The 17242-nt window shown below is 70.1% G+C and carries 11 protein-coding genes and 1 pseudogene; 6 read left to right on the forward strand and 6 right to left on the reverse strand.

Annotated elements, in window-relative coordinates; genetic code table 11:
* Positions 1 to 39 precede the first annotated feature (39 nt).
* Positions 40 to 2226, forward strand: a complete 2187-nt coding sequence (locus ACIBBB_RS31650; RefSeq protein WP_398988103.1) for a SpoIIE family protein phosphatase — start codon at positions 40 to 42, stop codon at positions 2224 to 2226.
* A 377-nt stretch (positions 2227 to 2603) separates the two neighbouring features.
* Here ACIBBB_RS31650 and ACIBBB_RS31655 read toward each other — a convergent pair whose 3' ends face one another.
* The 3 genes from ACIBBB_RS31655 to ACIBBB_RS31665 form a co-directional block, all read right to left on the reverse strand.
* Positions 2604 to 3467 (reverse strand): hypothetical protein, encoded by an 864-nt coding sequence (locus ACIBBB_RS31655; protein ID WP_398988286.1) that lies wholly within the window; start codon positions 3465 to 3467, stop codon positions 2604 to 2606.
* A gap of 640 nt (positions 3468 to 4107) precedes the next feature.
* On the reverse strand, positions 4108 to 4989 hold the full coding sequence (locus ACIBBB_RS31660) for an SDR family oxidoreductase (protein WP_398988105.1): 882 nt from the start codon (positions 4987 to 4989) through the stop codon (positions 4108 to 4110).
* Between the two features lie 648 nt (positions 4990 to 5637).
* The gene (locus ACIBBB_RS31665; RefSeq protein WP_398988107.1) at positions 5638 to 6012 is read right to left on the reverse strand and encodes a nuclear transport factor 2 family protein; all 375 of its coding nucleotides are present in this window, start codon (positions 6010 to 6012) and stop codon (positions 5638 to 5640) included.
* A 105-nt stretch (positions 6013 to 6117) separates the two neighbouring features.
* Between ACIBBB_RS31665 and ACIBBB_RS31670 the strand changes: the two genes are divergently transcribed.
* Entirely contained in the window at positions 6118 to 6651 is a 534-nt protein-coding gene (locus tag ACIBBB_RS31670; RefSeq protein ID WP_398988109.1) for a TetR/AcrR family transcriptional regulator, read from the forward strand.
* Between the two features lie 293 nt (positions 6652 to 6944).
* On the opposite strand, the gene ACIBBB_RS31675 is transcribed toward ACIBBB_RS31670, so the two are convergent.
* Complete coding sequence (locus ACIBBB_RS31675; RefSeq protein WP_398988111.1) at positions 6945 to 7889, reverse strand: SDR family NAD(P)-dependent oxidoreductase; 945 nt, start codon at positions 7887 to 7889, stop codon at positions 6945 to 6947.
* A 109-nt stretch (positions 7890 to 7998) separates the two neighbouring features.
* Between ACIBBB_RS31675 and ACIBBB_RS31680 the strand changes: the two genes are divergently transcribed.
* Entirely contained in the window at positions 7999 to 8595 is a 597-nt protein-coding gene (locus tag ACIBBB_RS31680) for a TetR/AcrR family transcriptional regulator (protein WP_398988113.1), read from the forward strand.
* A 409-nt stretch (positions 8596 to 9004) separates the two neighbouring features.
* Here the strand turns inward: ACIBBB_RS31680 and ACIBBB_RS31685 are convergent, their stop codons facing one another.
* Positions 9005 to 9241: a hypothetical protein gene (locus tag ACIBBB_RS31685; protein WP_398988292.1), complete on the reverse strand. Its 237-nt coding sequence runs from the start codon at positions 9239 to 9241 to the stop codon at positions 9005 to 9007.
* A gap of 103 nt (positions 9242 to 9344) precedes the next feature.
* Positions 9345 to 9609 (reverse strand): annotated as a pseudogene (locus ACIBBB_RS31690) (transposase); the annotation flags it as partial.
* A gap of 786 nt (positions 9610 to 10395) precedes the next feature.
* Here ACIBBB_RS31690 and ACIBBB_RS31695 point away from each other — a divergent pair.
* From ACIBBB_RS31695 to ACIBBB_RS31705, 3 genes are all read left to right on the forward strand, one after another.
* The gene (locus ACIBBB_RS31695) at positions 10396 to 11586 is read left to right on the forward strand and encodes an LPXTG cell wall anchor domain-containing protein (protein ID WP_398988115.1); all 1191 of its coding nucleotides are present in this window, start codon (positions 10396 to 10398) and stop codon (positions 11584 to 11586) included.
* 636 nt (positions 11587 to 12222) lie between these two features.
* Positions 12223 to 16002 (forward strand): S8 family peptidase, encoded by a 3780-nt coding sequence (locus ACIBBB_RS31700; RefSeq protein WP_398988117.1) that lies wholly within the window; start codon positions 12223 to 12225, stop codon positions 16000 to 16002.
* Between the two features lie 140 nt (positions 16003 to 16142).
* Complete coding sequence (locus ACIBBB_RS31705; RefSeq protein WP_398988119.1) at positions 16143 to 17147, forward strand: helix-turn-helix domain-containing protein; 1005 nt, start codon at positions 16143 to 16145, stop codon at positions 17145 to 17147.
* The last annotated feature ends 95 nt before the right edge of the window (positions 17148 to 17242 follow it).

Raw genomic sequence — 17242 nt, forward strand, 5'->3', positions numbered from 1 at the left:
CGTTTTCGTATTTGAATGGTCCGACAGGGTGGCCTGAGCGTGGCTGAGGACGGAACCGCCACCTCGGCGCAGATAGAGCAAGCCCTGGCGGACATGGTGAAGGCCACCGGGGCGCACATCGGGGCTCTCTATCTGACAGTGTCCGCGGACCAGCTCCTGCGCATGGTCCGAGTGATCGGTGTGTCCCTGAGGGTGGCCAGACCGTGGTCCATGGTGGCACTCGCCGCGCCGGTCCCGGTGGCCGAGGCGGCACGTGAGGGCCACCCGATATGGCTGAGCAGCCATGTGGAACTGGCCCGCCGCTATCCCCGCACGGCACTCGCGTTGCCTTACGACGTCGCCATGAGCGTCGTGCCCCTGATCACCGGAAACACCTGCCGGGGCGCGCTGCTGCAGCTCTGGCCCGGCACCCGCGACGCTGGTTTCTCCCCCCAGAAAGAACAGGCGACCCATGAGGGTGCCCGCCGGATCAACGGGCTCCTGCGGCAGGCCGCGGACGAGGGGAACCCGCTGCCGCCCGAAGAGCTGCGCACCGTGGACCCGCCCCCCGCCCGGTACGAGGAGCCCGGCCTCGAAATCACCGAGCGTCTCCCGGAAGGCTTGTGCGCCCTGGACCTCGAAGGCCGTGTCAGGTTCAACAACAGGATGGCCACCGAGCTGCTGGGTGTCGAAGAGCGCGACCTGCTGGGTGCCCGGCTCTGGGAAGCCCTGCCCTGGCTGCTCGACCCGGTCTACGAGAATTCCTACCTGGCGGCGCTGTTCAGCCGCCTGCCAAGATCCTTCACTGCCCTGCGGCCCCCCGACCGTCTGCTGTCCTTCTACCTCTACCCCGACGCCACCGGCGTCAGCGTACGCATCATGCCCGCCCGCGAGTCTGCTGTGCCCCCCGAGGGGCCCGCCGTGACCGCCGGAGAGCCCACTGTGTCCCTTGAAGGGCCCGCCATGCCGACCCTGGCCAACGAAAGCGGCGACGATCCGGTCGCGGCCTCGAACGTCACCGAGCAGACTCGGCCGGGCGCCCTTTACCAGCTGCTGCACCTGTCCTCGGCCCTCACCGAGTCGGTCGGGGTCAAGGACGTGACCGAGGCGGTCACCAACCAGATCCTGCCCGTCATCGACGCCCAGAGCCTGGCCATGGTCGTCGTCGACGGGGGGCGGCTCCAGGTCATCGGCTCCCGCGGCTTTTCGCAGGAAATAGTCGACGGCCTCCAGGGCCTCTCCCTGAGCGCTGACGCCCCGGAGGTGCGGGCCATCATGACCGGCATCCCGACGTTCCACTCGCACGTCGAGGAGCTCCGGCGCATCTACCCGGACATCAAACTGAGCCCGGGAACGGCCGCTTGCGCGCATCTGCCCATGTTCGCTTCCGGCCGTACGATCGGCTCGGTCCTGCTGGGATACAGCCGTCCGCACTCCTTTCCGCCGGACGAACGCGCCGGCCTCACCTCACTGGCCGGGGTGATCGCGCAGGCTCTCGAACGGGCACGGCTCTACGACACCAAGAACCAGGTCGCACTGGGTCTCCAGGCCGCCCTGCTGCCCGGCGCCCTGCCGGAGGTCCCCGGCATCGAGGTCGCGGCCCGCTACATCCCGGCGACCAGCGGCATGGACATCGGAGGGGACTTCTACGACCTCATCCGCCTGGACGACACCTCGGTCGCCGCCGTCATCGGTGATGTACAGGGCCACAACGTGAACGCCGCCGCTCTCATGGGGCAGGTACGCACCGCCGTCCACACCCACGCCAGCGCCGGAACCCCTCCGGGTGAGATTCTGGCGCGCACCAACCGCCTTCTGGCCGACCTGAGTTCGAACCTGTTCACGAGCGTCCTGTACGCCCACCTCGACCTGAAGAACCATTGGGCCCATCTGGCGACCGCCGGTCACCTGCCACCCGTACTGCTCCATCCCGACGGCCGTACGGAGATCATCGACCGACCGTTCGGCATCCTCCTGGGTATCGAGCCGGAGGCCGAGTACCGGACCTTCGACGTGCCCCTGGCCCCCGGCGCGACCCTCGCCCTCTACACCGACGGCCTGGTCGAAGTGCCCGGCACCGATCTGGGCGACTCCATCGCGGAATTCGCCGCTCACCTGGCGGAGGCGGACTCGCAGCCCCTGGAAGAGCTCACGGAGACACTTGTCCGGCGTGCCGCACACGCCCGGCGACACTCCTGGGGCAGCGACGACGTCGCCCTCCTGCTCATCAAACTCCTGGCCGCCTGAAGCCGTCCTGTCCACGTGCTGGGCGACCCACGCGCAGCCGTGTGTACGTTTCGGGGGAGTACGCGTGCTTCGCCACACCCATGGTGCTTCTGCTGCCGCGCGGGGCCCAGAACAGGTCCGGCTCCTCCTGTGCGGCGACCCGCCTCAGCCGCCCGTCGGCGGTGACTACTTCCACCACACGCCCTGGTCGGCGGCCCATCCGCGACGTAACAGTCGTCGCCGGGCTGGAGAACCTGTCCCGTCACGCCGGCCGCGAGAGCGGCGATGTCCTCGGCGGAGACACCATGAGACGACAGGTGCGACCCCGCCACATCGGCGTGGGATCACTGCGAGTGGTCGGCGGAGCTGTCCTGGGGGGCGGGCACCGGCCCCCGCGCTCAGCCCTTGCCGAAGTGCACCGCGGGGAAGGCGCCCGCTGCTCTGATGGTCCTGGAGAAGCCGCCGGCCAGTTCGGTGAGGCGTGCGGTGGCGGCCGGGCCGAGGTGGTCGTACGGGGCGGCGTCGAGGCGGTCGGTGAGCACCTCGGCCTCGCCGCGCAGGGCCGCGCCCGCCTGCGTAAGGTTCCCCGCCTCGTCCAGCAGGCCGCGCTCGCGCACCTGCTCCCGGGCGGCGCCCCACTGCTGCGCGGACCAGCCGCGGGTTCGCATGAACAGTGCCGATGTCGGCGCCGTGCCGGTGGCGTTGTGTAGGACCAGCGCCTCGATGCCGGACAGGCCGGCGATCACCAGAGCGGCGAGGTGACCGTCACCGCGGTGCTCGCGCAGCAGCGTCGCGGCGTGCCACAGGGCCAGGTGCGGTTCTTCGGGTACGGGGAGGTCGGCGTTGGCGGCGTACAGCGGCCGTGCCTCTCGGCGGCAGGCTTCGGTGGCGTGCAGCGCCAGCTTGGCCGCCTCGGCCATTTCCAGGGAGACGAGGGCTTCCTTCCCGAGCAGCCGCCGCAGCGTTCGGTCCGCGCCGCGCAGCCGTGCGGTGAGCACCGCGTCCCGCGTGGTGACGGTCCATGCCCCCGGGATGTACCGCTGCACATGGTCGCGGTTGAAGTTGTAGAACGTCGCTGTGACGGTGCCCGTCCCGACGGCCCCGAGCGGGGCCGCGCGACTCGCGAGGTAGGCCATGGCTCCGCGCTCCAACCCAAGTGCCGCGAGTTCGTCCTCCGGCTCCGGCGCGAAGTACACGGATGCGTGCAGGGGGCTGACGGCGTGGTGACAGTGGCGGCCGGTGCTCGCCGCGAAGGAAGTCATGCTGTCGGTCATGGCTACACAATAGACGATCCTATGGATAATCGATTATTCCCCGGTGAAGGAAACGCGCCGGCGGTGGCTCCGGCGACCCGTGAGCGAGCGCGCGCGAAAGGCCCGGCTGGAGGTGGTGCCCCCAGCCGGGCCTCGTGTCTTTGCTCAGAGGGTGAGGCCGCCACCAAGGTCGATGCCGATCGCGGAGGCGGGAGCGGCAAGGGCGGTGACGAGGGCGAAGGCCCCGAGCAGGACAGTGGCGATCCGACGACGCATGGAAGTTGCCTTTCTCAGATGAACTTCTCAGATGAACTCGGACTGAGCTGCTGCCAGTGTGAAGATCACAAACGCCGAATACCGGGAGAGCCACGCCAGATACACCCGAATGCATGCACTGCGTACAGCGAGCCCCGGTTCGTGCGAGCCCGCGAGGGCGGCGCCGGACGAGGGCGGTTGCCGTCCTGGCATCCCGCTGTGCTCGCTCCGCACGAGCCCCGCGCGGAACGGCCTCGCGGACCGAGGAACGTCCAGTCCATGCCGGACCGTGGGATGGCCTGCTCGAACGTGTGGTTCAGGCGGGGGATCGGGTGGGGTCGGCGGCGGGGTTGAGGACCGACGCCGACAGCGGGCCTCACGGCCACGGGGACGGTCAGGGCTGGATGTTCTCCAGGTCCTTCAGAAGGCTGGGGTGCTTCGGCCGCCAGCCGAGGGTCTGTTGGGTGTGGGTGCTGGACGAGGGCTGGTCGTTGGCGAAGATCGGGCCGAGAGGGCCGTAGGTCTCCGGGGGCACCGACTCGACCGGCAGGCCCAGCCGTCGGCCGATGACCGTGGCGATGTCCCGCACCGTGTCGCCTTCGTCGGCCACGGCGTGCCAGGAAGTGCCGGCTTCCGCCTGCTCCAGGGCGAGTCGGAAGAGGACTGCCGCGTCGAGCGCGTGCACCGCCGGCCAGCGCTGTGCGCCGTCGCCCGGGTAGCCGGAGACTCCGGTCCGGCGTGCGATGTCGGTCAGCAGGCCGGCGAACCCGCCCGTGCCCTGGTGGTGAACCGTGCGCGGCAGGCGTACGGCCGTACTGCGGACACCGCGCGAGGCCAGGTCCAGAACCGCCGTGACCGCGCGTCCGCGCCCGCCGACCGGGCCCTCGGTCACCGGCGGGTCGGACTCGGTGGAGGCGCGGCCCGGCACATTCGGCGTACCCGAGACGGTGACCAACGGGCGGTCGCTGCCGAGGAGTTCCTCTCCGAGGGTCGCGAGGGCGGCGCTTTCCTCGGCGACCGCCGTCGCGAGGGCTTCGGGGCCGCTGAAGTCGTTGGCGAAGGCCAGGTGGATCACCCCGTCGGCCTCACCGGCACCGGCGCGAAGGACGTCCAGATCGGCGAGACCTCCCCGCAGCGGCTCGGCGCCGGCTGCCGCCGCGGCGAGGGCGGACGTGTCCGAGCGGGCGAGCGCGAGGACGGTGTGGCCGTGGCCGAGCAGTTCGGCGACGACGGCGGAACCGATCAGACCGGTGCCACCGGTGACAAAGACGCGCATGGAACTCTCCCGGAAGTGATGGGACTCTTGTCCCGTCACTGTATCAAGGTGACGGGACAAGAGTCCCATCACTGAGGATGCGCCCATGGGCTGATTCGATCCAGGCGCACGCGACGCCGCGTCGTTGCGGCGGTCGGCCCTCTTTGCCGCACAGGAGTGTTCCGCCGGCCCTCTCGGCCAACGAGCGGGGGCGAGGGTGCGGGCGCGGAAGCCCGGGCCGTCGCGGAGTTGTGCCGCCGCCTCGACGGCATCCCGCCTGCCCAGGAGCTCGCCGTGTCGCGGGTGCGGCGTCGAACAGCCGCGGGCGGCGGACGAGTTGGACGCCCTACGGGAGCGGCGCAGCCGGTACCGCACCGAACTCGCCGTGAGCGCGGCCCCACCCATTGCGGGGCGTGGACCGCGACGGGTGCACTCTCCGCGGCTCTATGCCGACGGCTTGATCAGCTTCGCCGCGCCCCAGAGTGAGCCGGGGTTGGCGCGGCGCGGGTGGCGGGCGAGCACCGCCCGGTAGAACTCGAGCGCGCTCGCCGTGGCCGAGACGGCCTCCTCGACGTCGGAGAGGTAGGCGATCGACTCTCGGATGTTGCACGGGTCGTCGTCAGATGTGGTCGCCTCTCTCGATTCAGTGGACGCGACTATTCCTGTTCGTCACGTCGTGGTGATGTCCGAGGGGCCGTAGTACGCCTTCATCTCGACGATGAGGCCCGCCTCGTCGAACCGCATGACGTCGAGCGAGCGGATCTGAGTCTGGATGCCGTCGCGGGTCAGTTGGACCGTGAATGCCATCGCGGCACCGCTCGCATGCGAGGCGCGGATCGGAGTGTCGAGGGTGAAGGTCGCGCCCGCGGGCAGACCTCCGACGAGCCGCGTCAGTCCCTCGCGTGCGGCGTGTACCCCGGTGCCTACGGGGTCCTCGATGGTTCCTTCTTCTGCGAACAGCGAGATGATCCCCTCGACGTCGGCGGCATTGAGCGCGTCCAGGTAGCTCTGCATCGCGGCCTTCATGTGCGCCTCGTTCGGCATGGTTGCGGGCCCTTCTCCGGCTGAGCGAATAAAATGGGTGTACGTCACCCGTTTCAACTGTAGATCACAAAACGGTTGTGTCACTACCGTTTTTGGAGGAGTGCTGTGCCCCGCAAGGACCAGGTCCGCAATCGGGAACGCGTCATCGAGGCCGCCGTCGCCGTCTTCGCCCAGAGTGGGCCAGGTGCCAGCTTGGAAACGGTCGCGCGTGCGGCCGGGCTCGGCACCACGACCCTGTACCGGCATTTCCCGAGCCGGGACGACCTCGTGGAGGCGGTCCTCGACGAGCTCGTCCGACCGGTGCGGGCGGCCGCGGAACGAGTCGAGCGGATCGGTGATCCGCACGAGGCGTTCCGCCAGCTGTTTCTGCAGAGCTGCGCGATGCCGGATCACGATGTCACGGTGTTCGCGCGGCTTGCGGTGACGAGCCCGCGGGTCGAGCGGCACGCGGATGCCCTCGTGGTCGGAGTGGTCCGGCGAGTCACCGAGCGCCTCCGTGAGGCGGGAGGCCTCCGCGCGGGACTCACCGCGGAAGACGTCGCGATGTTCGTGCGTATGGCCGAGAGGACGGCGGGCCGCGAGCAGCGTGCCACCGCGACCGAGGTGCTTCTCGCGGGCATCACCCGTGTCGAGGCTTAGGCGGCGGTTGGCCGGTCGCCTGGATCGGCCGAGCGCCTACACGGGCTGAAGCGGCCAGCCCTCACTGCGGACGAGCTCGACGAGGTTCTGTTCCGGGCCGAGCGCAGGCATACCCGCACACCGGGGCCCACGGCTGCGGTCGGCGGTGAAAGCGATCGCACCGGCAGCGGCAACCCGATCCATCGCGGAATCGAGGTCGTCGACGACACTGTAGACGGCGATAGCGCGGCCACCCGGCCTCGAAGGCTGCCACCGTCTCGGTGTGCCCTCAAGGCCGGGCGTTGTGGTCGAGGTCATCGGCCGGTCTTCTGGATCAGGTCGAGTGAGACCTGCCAGAGCCGCGCCGCTTTCTGCGGGTCGAGCGCGTACGCCGCGACGCCGCGGCGAACGCCCGGTGTGAAGGGCGCGGCTTCCTCGCAGTCTTCGAAGTAGCGACCCGTCACGCCCTCGACGAGCGGGGAGGCCGCGAGGAGCACCGAGGTCGCAGCGCCCTGCTCGGTGTTCTTCTCCGATGTGCCGGTGCCGCCCTTCGGGTCGAACGAGGCGGGCGGGGCATCCATGTGCCGGCTCAGCCCGGTTCCCCAGATCCGGCCGGGGTTCAACGCGTTGACCGCGATGCCGTCCGCGGCCCACAACTTGGCCGCCTCGACGGCGAACAGGATGTTCGCGGTCTTGGATTGCGCGTAGGCGGCCCAGGGGTCGTAGGGGTGGCTGGTGAAGTCCAAGTCGTCGAACAGCACCTCCCCGTTGACATGTCCGACGGAACTGACGACGGCGACGCGAGCGTGTCCGGTCCGGGCAAGGGCATCGTGAAGCCCAGTGATCAGGGCGAAGTGGCCGAGGTGGTTGGTGGCGAACTGCATCTCCCAGCCTTCGGCGGTCCGCGACTCCGGGGTCGCCATGATTCCGGCGTTGGCGACGAGGATGTCGAGCGCGCCCGACCAGTCGGCGACGAACGCGGCGACCGATGCCTGGTCGGCGAGATCGAGGGTGCCGACGAAGACCTTGTGGTTGCCCGTGGTGGTGGCGATGTCGGCGGCGACCTGCCGCCCGGCCCCCGCGTCGCGCACCGCGAGTGTGACCTCCGCGCCCGCGGCGGCCAGCGCGCGAGCGGTCTCGACGCCGATTCCTGATGAGGCGCCGGTGACGATCGCGCGCTTTCCCGTCAGGTCGACGCCGGCGATCACCTGGCCGGCGGTGGACTGCGCGCCGAAGGGCGTGGTGGTTCGATCGGTCATTGTTTTCCCCTTCACATTCCCGGCGCGCTACATTGGTATGTGGAGGCGCGTCCGCTTACGTATCGACTGTAAGCGGAGCCAGCTCCGTTTGTAACTGGAGGTATCGGACATGACCCATGCGGACGCGCAGGCGCTGCGCGCCGACGCGCAACTGAATCGGGACCGGCTGCTTGAGGCGGCCGCCGAGGCGTTTGCGCGCGAGGGGGCTGACACCTCGCTGAAGGCGATCGCGCGGCAAGCGGGGGTCGGGATCGGAACGCTCTACCGACGTTTCCCCACACGCGAGGACCTCATCGAGGCCACCTATCGCCATGAGACGACGAAGCTCTGTGAGAGCGCGGCATCGCTCCTGGAGACGATGGACCCGATCGCGGCCCTGCGTGAGTGGATGAACAGATTCATCGACTACATGTTCACCAAGCACGGCATGTCCGACGCGCTGCCCAGCATTCTGGCGGCCCACGAGGGGTTGCGGACGGGCAGCCGCACCATGCTTCGTGATGCGATCGGCACCCTGCTCGACGCAGGCGTGCGGACCGCGGCGCTCCGTGGAGATGTGCCTGCTGACGACGTGATGATGTCGCTCGGGGGCATCACGCTCATCGCCGGGGCCGAGCACCAGCGCGAGCTTGCGACGCGACTGCTCAACCTCTTGATAGCCGGACTCATTTCCTCCTCGGCAGGCGCCGCGGAACCCCGCCCGTGATCCGTCGCCAATCGACTGTCCCAGCTGGAAAACAGCAGACCGGGCACCCAACTCGCCAACCCCGGGATGAGACTCCTGGCACCGTCCCGGCCGGCACGCCCGGAGCGAGTGGAACCCCCCGGTTCATACCGGCACGGGGATCACACGGCTCAGGGCGGAGCGCAACTCTCTAATCACCGGGGGTGTCGTCGGCGTTCGCGGTGTCGGTCACAGAACCGAGGAGCTTCAGAGCGCGCGCGGAGCCCGAGCCGGGCTTGGCGTGATACACGACGAGGAGTTGCCCGTCGGCGCGACCGGCCGGGCCGGGCCGGGCGCCCCACCTTGATACACAGGTCCTCGAAGCGCAGGTCAGGGACCTGAACAGCTGCGAAGGGCCCGTGACGCGAAGCCCGACGAGGCACGGCACGAGTCACTCCTGCGCGAGACAGCCCAGCGGCCCCAGCCCGCACGGCTCGGCGAACGGCTCGTCACGCTGGCGAGGCATCGGGGCGAGCTCCTCGGCTCGCTGACCCTGGAGCTGGCCCACCTGCGGAACGTCGCCGAGGTCGAGCTGAGGCTGCGCCGAGAACTGGTGGACGATTTGCTCGCCGGTACGGACAACGAGAGCGCCTACGCCCGGGCAGCGGCCGTCGGCCATGACCTGCACGGCCCTCTTTACCTGGCCGCGGTGCGGTGGGAGGGCACAGTGGTGGACGACGCGTTCGTCCGGGCGGCCGACCGGATTGGGGATACGGTCCCTGCCGGCCAGGCGCTCGGAGCTGGTCGCGTTCGGTGATGCTTATGGGGCGTCCGGTGGTGTTGCCAACGTCGTGGCGGGTGGCGGGGCGCCGGTTCTTCGAGCCGAGTGGCCTGCCGGGGGCCGGGCCGATTGGGTTTTGGAGCACGGGCCGGACAGGGCAGGGTCGGGCGGAGCTTCCTGAAGCCCCGGCGGACCCGGGCTGCGGCAGCCCCGCCGGCACCCGCCGCAGCCGTGGTACATCGACGTTCCCACTGTTCAGGGCTTCGTACATCGGCCGTGCCCGCGCCCGGTGTTCGGCGGTCAGCGTAGGGTCGACCGGCGTCTTCACCGGCCCGTCCGCACACAACAGGGCGTCGGTCAGCTCGAACAGCGTGTCTCCGCGCACGCAGGATCAGGGGCACAGGCGGGCCGTCCCGGCCGGGTCGGCGCTCCGGGCGCCACCTCGTCAGGAGTCGACGGCCCCCGTAGAAAGGCCCTCAGCCTGCCTCACCTGCCTGGCACCATTTCAGATCGGTGTCCGGCCATGGCCTCAACGAGTGCCGGCAGCTGAGATCACCAGGCCAGTGCGGGCCCGCCGTGGTCGCTGATGCGGTCGGCGGCCGACTTCGACACCACGAACGATCATCTCATCCGTGACCAGCAGTGACGGGAAAGCTCTTAGGCGGACGGCTAGCCGGTCAGAACCTTGTCCGCGCCGCAGACGTCGCCTGCCTGGGCGCTCCTTGCCGATCCAGCCCTCCGGGATGTCGTGGGTGGGGAGTCGGTAACGGCCTGCGGGGAGGGCGCTTGGGACGTGCGCGGGGCGGGCATCGCGTCGTACACGGCGCCGGACACGGGCCGCACGTGTGTCCCGGGCACAGCGATCTCGATCAGGTCCTCGGCGAGATCCTGCCCGGTGTCGGCATCGGGCCGTGGCTTTCGGCACCCAGTGGGTGCGATCGCAAGGCGGAGAAGGGCACCGGACGTGCAACCGTTCGGGATCGGCAAGAGTCTAGCGACCGAAGGGCTGTTCTCCTGAAATTCACCATCCGTTTGTCCGCGTCCCAACAGAGGTTCTCTCCATGCCGATGCCCCCGCACAACCGTCGCGCGTCCCTTGCCGCTGTCGCCGCCCTCGGCGCTGCCGCCCTGATCGCGCTCGGCGCGGCTCCTGCCGCCTTCGGTAATGAAGGCGCATCCGAATTGGTCGTTGGAGGGATCGAGCCAATCGACGGGGTGAGGCCGGGGAGCAGCTTCGATCTGCCGGTCACCGTTGCGAACAGGGGAACCGAGGCTGCCGAGAAGGTGTGGGTCTCCTACTCCGTCACCCGGGGACTCGACTTCGCGGAGGTTCCCTCCAACTGCCGAGCACAGCAGGTCCCGTCCTACGACGAGATGCCCGAGAGGTGGATCGCGGTGTGCGCGTTCGACCAGGCGGTGGAGCCGGGCGTCGTCTACACGCCCGAGAAGCCTCTCCGTGTCAAGGCGCTGGACCGCGCGCTCAACGACGAGTTGCGCGTACGTGTCGGGGAAGCCGATCCGGGGGCGGACGAGAACGGCACTCCGCCGGTGGCGGGAACCGCACCGGCGGTGAAACTGGTCGAGGGACAGGCCGGGGGTGAGGGGTCCGCGCGATTTGTCGATGTGCCCGTCACCTCCGTCAACACGGCCGACTACCAGGTGACGGGTGCCGCGTTGAAGGGGAGCGTCGGTGACACGGTGACGATGAAGGTCCGGTTCACCAACGCCGGGCCCGCCTGGGTGCTGACCGGGGAGGGAGACCGGCTCGTCCAGGTCCTGGTCACGCCGCCAGCCGGAACGTCGGTTGTCAAGCCCCACGGGTTCTGCGAGGCCGAGGGCGAGGTGTACGCCTGCGGCACCAGTCAGCGGTCCGTCAATGACGGCGGCCGAGAGACCTACACCTTCGAGCTGAAGATCGACAAGAAGGTGGCGGGCGCCAAGGGCTCGGTGGTGCTGAGCGCCGAGGCGCGGCCGTTCGACCCCAACAAGGCCAACGACAAGGCCGACATCACGCTGGACGTCACGGGCGGGGGGTCGACCGGTTCGACGGGCAGCTCGACCAATGGCGCGGACGGCGCGGGCGGCTCGGCCGGCGGGTCGTCGTCGGTCGGGGACGACGGGACGACGACGAACGACGCCAACCTGGCAGAGACGGGCTCCTCCGCGACGCTGCCGATCACGGTCGCGGCTGCCACGGCGGTGGTCACGGGTGCGGGGCTCCTCATGGTGCGCCGCCGCCGTGCCACAGCCTGAGCTGACGACCGTCTGACGCGAGCGGTGGTACCCGCCCCGGGCTGCTGGTCCGGGACCTCCGCGCTGCCTTGATCGGTTGCTCCCCAGGCGGTTCGTTGGGTCCGGGGGGCCCGAGCAGGCTTGTTCAAGTCCGGGAGCGTCTCCGCCAGGTCGTCCTGGTCGACGAGCCCGACTGATCGAGGTATTCGGCGAATGTCGACAACCAGCTTGCGAGTGACTCCTCCTCATCATCGATCGCCACATGCCCGGCCGCGGGAGGCGGCCGTCCAGCCGCTTCGCGGTTCGCTCGTACCGCGGTTGTCGCAGTGCCGCGCGTGGTCGGGCGCTCGCGCGCGTCCGTCAGGCGGTAGAAGGGGCCACCGTGTTCATCCGGTTCGTACGGGTCCTTCTTCGTCGTACGCCGGTCCCCTCCCGCCATATGGCTCGACGTCCCACCGAGCCGCTGCGCGACGTTGCGGGTGACCGAAAGCTTCCGCCCGGCGACGCAACGTGCGCGGCGCTCTCGGCAGGGCCGCGTGTCGCCGTTGAGACATGTCCCACCTGTGCCACCGGAATTCAGTGACACCCATCCGGCGCCACAGGAGTCTGTGCAGCAGGTGAACTCCTCACTTCGCACAACGGAAGGCATGGCACCAGATGAGACGGATCCGCCTTGTGGCGGTCATATCGGTGGGACTGACTCTGGCCGCCGGCGCCGTGGCGCCGGTGTCGGCCACTACCAACGGAGTACGGGCGAAGCCGGCGGCGAGCGGCGGGGCCGCGGCGGGGAGTGTCTCCGTGCGCCTCATCACCGGCGACCGGGTCACTCTCAGCGGTGGTGGCCAGGACGGCCGGGTCGTCTCGGTCGAGCCGGGAAAGGGCCGTAAGGGCATCGTCTTCCGGACTCTTGAGGAGAACGGTCGACTGACGGTCCTGCCCTCCGACGCCGGGGAGTTGGTCTCCGCCGGGCGTCTGGACAAGAAGCTGTTCGACGTGACCGCGCTCGTCGCGCAGCGGTACGACGAGGCCCATACCGCGGGACTCCCGCTGATCGTGGCGGGCGCCGACGGGGTCGCGGAATCCGCGGTGCGCCGGCTCACCGCCCTCGCCGACGACGGTTCTCCCGGCCGGCGCCTGGACAGCATCGACGCCCGGTCGGTCCGTGTCTCCTCCGACGACCTCGGGGCGTTCTGGAAGCGACTGGCGCCCACCGGGCCGACCCTGAGCGCCGCCGCGGTCACCGCCATGCCCCGGGTGTGGCTGGACGGGCGCGTGAGCGCGTCCCTGGACCGCAGTACCGCCCAGATCGGGGCCCCCGGCGTCTGGAAGTCCGGTCTGCGTGGTGAGGGCGTCAAGGTGGCCGTCCTGGACACCGGCGCCGATCAGACCCACCCCGACCTGGCGGACCGGATAACCTCGGCCGAGGACTTCTCCGGCAGCTCCGGAACGGGCGACGCGTTCGGACACGGTACGCATGTGGCCTCGATCGTCGGCGGGAGCGGCCAGGCGTCGGGCGGCACTCGTCAAGGAGTCGCCCCCGCCGCCGAGTTGATGATCGGGAAGGTCCTCGGCGACGACGGTTTCGGAACCGAGTCGCAGGTCATCGCGGGGATGGAATGGGCCGCGGCGCAGGGGGCCGAGGTCGTCAACATGAGCCTGGGCTCGGACGCTCCGAGCGACGGCAGCGACCCCATGAGTCTCGCGCTGAACGAGTTGAGCGAGAGCAGTGACGCGCTGTTCGTCGTGGCCGCGGGCAACAGCGGCCCCGGAACCAGGACGATCGGCTCCCCCGGCGCCGCGGATGCCGCGCTCACGGTCGGCGCGGTGGACCGGGACGATTCGCTGGCCCCGTTCTCCAGCCGTGGTCCCCGGGCGGGGGACGACGGTGTCAAGCCCGATGTGACGGCCCCCGGGGTCGGGATCGTGGCGGCCCGCGCCGCGGGCACCGCCATGGGCGATCCCGTGGACGAGAGCTATGTGGCGGCATCGGGGACGTCGATGGCCACGCCCCATGTGGCGGGAGCCGCGGCTCTGCTGGCCCAGCGGTATCCCGACTGGTCGGCCGCGCGGATCAAGGACGCGCTGATCAGTACCGCGCGCACCGTCGCCGGCCAGCAGGTCACCGAACAGGGTGGTGGCCGTATCGACCTGGCCGCCGCGGCGCTCGGTCCGGTGACCGCCACCGGCACCGTCGCGCTCGGCCCGTTCGAGGCCGGTACAGGTGAGACCCGTACCAGAACGCTGCGCTACACCAACACCTCCGAGGAGGAGGTCACGCTCTCGCTCGGTCTGAAGCTGGCGACCACCGGTGGCCGGGAACCCGCGGCCGGTGCTGTGCGCCTGGGCGCCGACTCCGTACGTGTCGGGCCCGGCTCGACGGCCGAGGTGCCCCTCACCGTGGACCCCGCCCGCGCCGCGCAGGGCGACTACTACGGGCACGTGACCGCGACGCCGTCGGACGGTTCGGCCACCGTCCACACCACGGTGAGCCTGGTCGTGCAGGGCCCCACCCACAAGCTGACCGTCAGGACGTACGACCACGAGGGCCAGCGCGTCCAGGCGCTGCCGACGATCTGGGGCGCCAACGGGTTCGTGGGGTACACCGATACCGAATCCGCCGTGGCCGAGGTCGAGGAGGGCACGTACCAACTCGACTACTCCACCCTGGACACGGCGAGTGACGGACAGGAACTGCGTCATGTCGTCCTGCCCGAGGTGAAGGTCACCAAGGACATGCCCGTCACCCTCGACGCGCGCCGTACGACGCTGGTCGACATCCGCACACCACGCCCCGCCGAGCAGCGGGGCATCCTCAGCTACCAGACGTACCGGAAGATCGACGGACACGGCCTGATCCAGGGCACGATGTACTTCGACCTCGCCAAACGCCTGTACGTCAGCCCCACCCCCGCCGTCACGGACGGCACGTTCGAGTTCGCGTCCCGCTGGCAACTCAGCGCGCCTCTCCTGGAAACGACGGTGCCGGGTACCGAACTCGACCTGAACGCCTACTACATGCCCACCTCCCCGCTGTTCGACGAGCAGGGAGCGCGTCTCGCCGCAGTCGACGCGGGCGGCGCGAATGACCCCGAGTTCGGGAAAGCACGCGGCAAACTCGCCGTCGTCACCAACGAGGAGGGGAAGGACGAGGGCGAACTCGCCGAGAAGGCGGCGGCGGCCGGTGCCCGTGGTCTGATGCTCGTCCACTTCAGCGACATCGCCTGGACCCGCTGGCGGCCGGACGGCGAACGCCGGGCTCTGCCCACCGTACGGGTCGGCGCGAAGGTGGGCGCCGAGCTGCTGAAGCGGATCGAAAAGCGCTCCACGTCGGTGCGGTTCAGCGGCACCGCGCGCAGCCCGTACCTCTACGACGTCATGCAGGTGTCCTCCCAGCGGATTCCGGAACGTGTGGTGCACACGGTGTCGGAGCGCAACAGCGCGGTCGTGCGCACCTCGTACGCCGACAACGGCGGATCACCGTGGGCGGCCGAACAGCGTTTCGCCCGGCGGCCCTACCAGGACGCGGCGTGGTTTCAGTACACCCGCCACGTACCGACCGGCTTCGAACGCACCGAGTACGTCAGTGCGGGCGACACCAGCTGGCAGCATCTGGTGCACCACGAGACCACTTTCGACGTCGACGCGCCGCTGAACGCGGGCATGAGGGACACGGCCCGCACCTACCGGCCGGGTGAGCGCACGTCCGAGGTGTGGCAGGGCGCGCTGGTCCGGCCGTCCATCCCGCGCGGCACGAGGAACCCGTCGGTCCGTGAGGGGAACGTGCTCTCGCTGCGGATCCCGGAGTTCACCGACTCGACGGGCGGGCACTGGTCGCGGCTGCTCGCCGGCGGCGGCGGGATCGGCACCTCCGGTCAGGCGCGGAACGGTCAGCCGGGCGACACCGCGGCGGCCGTGCTGTACCGCGACGGGAAGAAGACCGCCGAGGCCGAAAGCGCCTGGACGGACTTCACCGTGCCGTCCGGCGCGGCCGACTACCGGCTGGACCTGACGACGTCACGGGTGTCCCCCGAGTGGGCCTTCGGGACGGCGACCGAGACTTCGTGGTCGTTCCGCTCCGGGGCCGCGAGTGGGACGGCGGCGCTGCCGCTGCTCCAACTCGACTACGACGTGCCCGTCGACGTCCGCAACTCGGTCGGCCCCGGCCGGTCCCATTCCGTGGGGCTGACCGTCCGCGCCCAGGACGGACTGGCCGCGCCGCGCGGTGTGAGCGTCGATGTCGAGGCGAGTTATGACGACGGCGACAGCTGGGAGCGTGCCACGGTGAGGAGCCGCGGATCCGACACCTTCTCGGCGAAGATCTACGCACCGAAGCGGCAACGGGACGACGCCTACGTCACGTTGCGTGTCACCGCGAAGGACTCCGCGGGCAACCGTGTCCGGCAGACCGTCGAACGCGCGTATCTCCACCGCGGATAGCGGGGAGCCGTTGCGCACGGGTGGGCAGGCGGTGGAAGCCGTTTGCCCACCCGTGCGCTGTGCACACGATGCAGTACGGTATTCAACGTTCGAGGGTGCGTGAATTGAGCGCGTGGGGGCCGAGGTCTCAGGAGGGCGCAGTGGCGCTGGAGGCCGCCGGGGTGTCGGCAGTCGAGGAGGTCGTCTACCGGCTTCTCATAACGACCGGTCCGCTCAAGGCCGCCGACGTCGGCGAGCGCGTCGGTCTGGAGGTCGTGGAAGCCCGGAGCGTGCTGACCGATCTCGCGGCCAAGGGCATGGCCAGCCACACCGACGGTGTGCCGCGTCAGTACCGGGCGACTCCCCCGGACGTGGCGCTCACCCCCCGGCTGAAACGCAACTCCGACGCGTTGGACCGGGCCCGCGTCGAAGTCACCAGTCTCCTGGAGACCTACCGGGACACCGCACGCCGCCAGGACGCGGGCCAGCTCATCGAGGTCATCACCGGCGGTGAGGCCCTGCGTCAGCATCTGCGGCAGATCCAGGCGAGCGCGCGCGACGAGATGCTCTGGTTCTGCAAGGCCCAGTACGTGGCCATGCCGTCGGGCAGCAACGACGCGGAGTTCGACGCGCTGGGCCGGGGCGTGACCTACCGGGTGCTGTACGAGAAGGCCTTCTTCGACGACGAGGGCGCGGTCGACAACGTCGTCGAGGGCGTGCGTGCCGGGGAGATCGCCAGATCCGTCCCCCATCTGCCGCTGCGGCTCGCCGTGGCCGACCGTGCCATCGCCGTCTGCCCGTTGGTGCCCGGGGGGCCGCAGGGCAGCCCCGACGAGCCGACGGCCGCGCTGGTCCGGGACAGCAACCTCCTGGCCGCCCTCATCGCCCTGTTCGAACGCTACTGGGAGGACGCCGTCCCGCTGGACGTCGACGACTCGGGGGCGGTCGCCGGGACGGACGGGGTCGGCGCACCGGACCCGCTCTCCTCCATCGACAGGCGGCTGCTGTCCCTGCTCGTGGCGGGCGTGGCCGACAAGGCGATCGCCAGCCAGATGGGGCTGAGCCGGCGCACCGTGCAGCGTCATATCCAGCACATGATGGAGCTCGCCGGAGCGACCACCCGTATGCAGCTCGCCTGGCAGGCGGCCAGGCGGGGCTGGCTGTGACGGGGCCGGGGTGAATACGTCGGGGCAAGCCGGTGGGGCGGGGGAGTCCGTCGTGACCTTGGCGCGGTGGCTCGGGCATCCCTCACCCGCGATCA

The organism is Streptomyces sp. NPDC051217 (assembly GCF_044455465.1).
Taxonomy (GTDB): Bacteria; Actinomycetota; Actinomycetes; order Streptomycetales; family Streptomycetaceae; genus Streptomyces.